Annotated in this window: 1 rRNA gene; it reads left to right on the top strand. The window is 49.9% G+C overall.

Annotated features, from left to right (window positions below):
• Positions 1 to 38: 38 nt before the first annotated feature.
• Positions 39 to 2313 (top strand): 23S ribosomal RNA (locus E8M12_RS16210); the annotation flags it as partial.

Below are 2313 nucleotides of genomic sequence, written 5' to 3'. Positions count from 1 at the left end.
TGTCAGACATACAAAACAGAGTTTTCTTTGGGTTGTATGGTTAAGTGACTAAGCGTATGTGGTGGATGCCTTGGCAGTTAGAGGCGATGAAGGACGTGTTAATCTGCGAAAAGCTGAGTTAAGCCGATAAAAGGCGTTATAGGCTCAGATGTCCGAATGGGGAAACCCACCCGTCATCAGGCGGGTATCATTAAGTGAATTCATAGCTTAATGAGGCGAACCGGGAGAACTGAAACATCTAAGTACCCCGAGGAAAAGAAATCAACCGAGATTTCCTTAGTAGCGGCGAGCGAACGGGAATTAGCCCTTAAGCGGTTTGTAAGTTAGTGGAATGAGCTGGAAAGCTCAGCGATACAGGGTGATAGCCCCGTACACGAAAATGAACTTACCGTGAAATCGAGTAGGTCGGGACACGAGAAATCTTGACTGAATATGGGGGGACCATCCTCCAAGGCTAAATACTCCTAACTGACCGATAGTGAACCAGTACCGTGAGGGAAAGGCGAAAAGAACCCCTGTGAGGGGAGTGAAATAGAACCTGAAACCGCATACGTACAAGCAGTGGAAGCCCTTCGTGGGTGACTGCGTACCTTTTGTATAATGGGTCAGCGACTTATGTTCTGTAGCTAGGTTAACCGATTAGGGGAGCCGTAGCGAAAGCGAGTGTTAACTGCGCGTTCAGTTGCAGGGCATAGACCCGAAACCCGGCGATCTACCCATGGGCAGGTTGAAGGTTGAGTAACATCAACTGGAGGACCGAACACACGTATGTTGAAAAATGCGGTGATGACCTGTGGGTCGGAGTGAAAGGCTAATCAAGCCGGGAGATAGCTGGTTCTCCCCGAAATCTATTTAGGTAGAGCCTCGGACGAACACCATTGGGGGTAGAGCACTGTTAAGGCTAGGGGGTCATCCCGACTTACCAACCCTTTGCAAACTCCGAATACCAATGAGTGCTATCCGGGAGACACACGGCGGGTGCTAACGTCCGTCGTGGAAAGGGAAACAACCCAGACCGCCAGCTAAGGTCCCAAAGTCATAGTTAAGTGGGAAACGATGTGGAAAGGCATAGACAGCTAGGAGGTTGGCTTAGAAGCAGCCACCCTTTAAAGAAAGCGTAATAGCTCACTAGTCGAGTCGGTCTGCGCGGAAGATGTAACGGGGCTAAACTATGCACCGAAGCTGCGGATTTATCCTTTGGATAAGTGGTAGGGGAGCGTTCTGTAAGCCGTTGAAGGTGAACTGAGAAGTTTGCTGGAGGTATCAGAAGTGCGAATGCTGACATGAGTAACGATAATGGGGGTGAAAAACCCCCACGCCGAAAGACCAAGGTTTCCTGTCCCATGTTAATCAGGGCAGGGTAAGTCGGCCCCTAAGGCGAGGCGGAAACGCGTAGTCGATGGGAAACAGATTAATATTTCTGTACTTCTTATAATTGCGAAGGAGGGACGGAGCAGGCTAGGCAAGCATGGCGTTGGTTGTCCATGTGAAAGTATGTAGGCTGAAGAATTAGGTAAATCCGGTTCTTCTTAAGGCTGAGATACGAGACGAGGCTCTACGGAGCTGAAGTTGTTGATGCCCTACTTCCAGGAAAAGCTTCTAAGCATCAGATTATAAGGAACCGTACCCCAAACCGACACAGGTGGTTAGGTAGAGAATACTAAGGCGCTTGAGAGAACTCGGGTGAAGGAACTAGGCAAAATAGTACCGTAACTTCGGGAGAAGGTACGCCGGCTAGTGTGATGAGACTTGCTCTCTAAGCACCGGTCGGTCGAAGTAACCAGGTGGCTGGAACTGTTTATTAAAAACACAGCACTGTGCAAAATCGAAAGATGACGTATACGGTGTGACGCCTGCCCGGTGCCGGAAGGTTAATTGATTGGGTTAGCGCAAGCGAAGCTCATGATCGAAGCCCCGGTAAACGGCGGCCGTAACTATAACGGTCCTAAGGTAGCGAAATTCCTTGTCGGGTAAGTTCCGACCTGCACGAATGGCGTAATCATGGCCACACTGTCTCCACCCGAGACTCAGTGAAATTGAATTTGCGGTTAAGATGCCGTATACCCGCGGCTAGACGGAAAGACCCCGTGAACCTTTACTATAGCTTGACAGTGAACATTGCTCCTACATGTGTAGGATAGGTGGGAGGCTTTGAAACTTGGACGCCAGTTTGAGTGGAGCCAACCTTGAAATACCACCCTTGTATGCGTGATGTTCTAACCTGGTCCCGTAATCCGGGATGGGGACACTGTCTGGTGGGTAGTTTGACTGGGGCGGTCTCCTCCCAAAGAGTAACGGAGGAGCACGAAGGTT

Source organism: Thalassotalea mangrovi (assembly GCF_005116735.1).
GTDB lineage: Bacteria > Pseudomonadota > Gammaproteobacteria > Enterobacterales > Alteromonadaceae > Thalassotalea_A > Thalassotalea_A mangrovi.
This window is presented reverse-complemented; position numbering and strand designations above follow the sequence as displayed.